At 60.9% G+C, this 256-nt stretch carries 1 pseudogene; it reads right to left on the bottom strand.

Features of this window, described 5'->3' with window-relative positions:
• Positions 1–256, bottom strand: a pseudogene (locus tag AC6UDF_RS07315) (hypothetical protein); the annotation flags it as partial.

The raw sequence follows: 256 nt of genomic DNA, 5'->3' as shown, positions 1-256 counted from the left end.
ACGTCACCCAGGGCATGGATGTTGGTGTACTTGCGATGGCGCAGGGTATGCGGATCGACATCGACCCAGCCGGCGTTATCGGCCAATGGGCTTTCGCGAATAAAAGCCGGCGCCACCTGTGGCGGTACCACGTGGAGCATGTCGAACGCCTCGATGCGCGTTTCACTGCTGCCATCGGGCAGCGTGCGTACGAAGGTGGCGCGCTTGTTCGGACCGTCCACAGCGACCAACCTGTGGGAAAAATTGAGGTCCACAG

Source organism: Fructilactobacillus sp. X2R6C1, from assembly GCF_059901295.1.
This window is presented reverse-complemented; position numbering and strand designations above follow the sequence as displayed.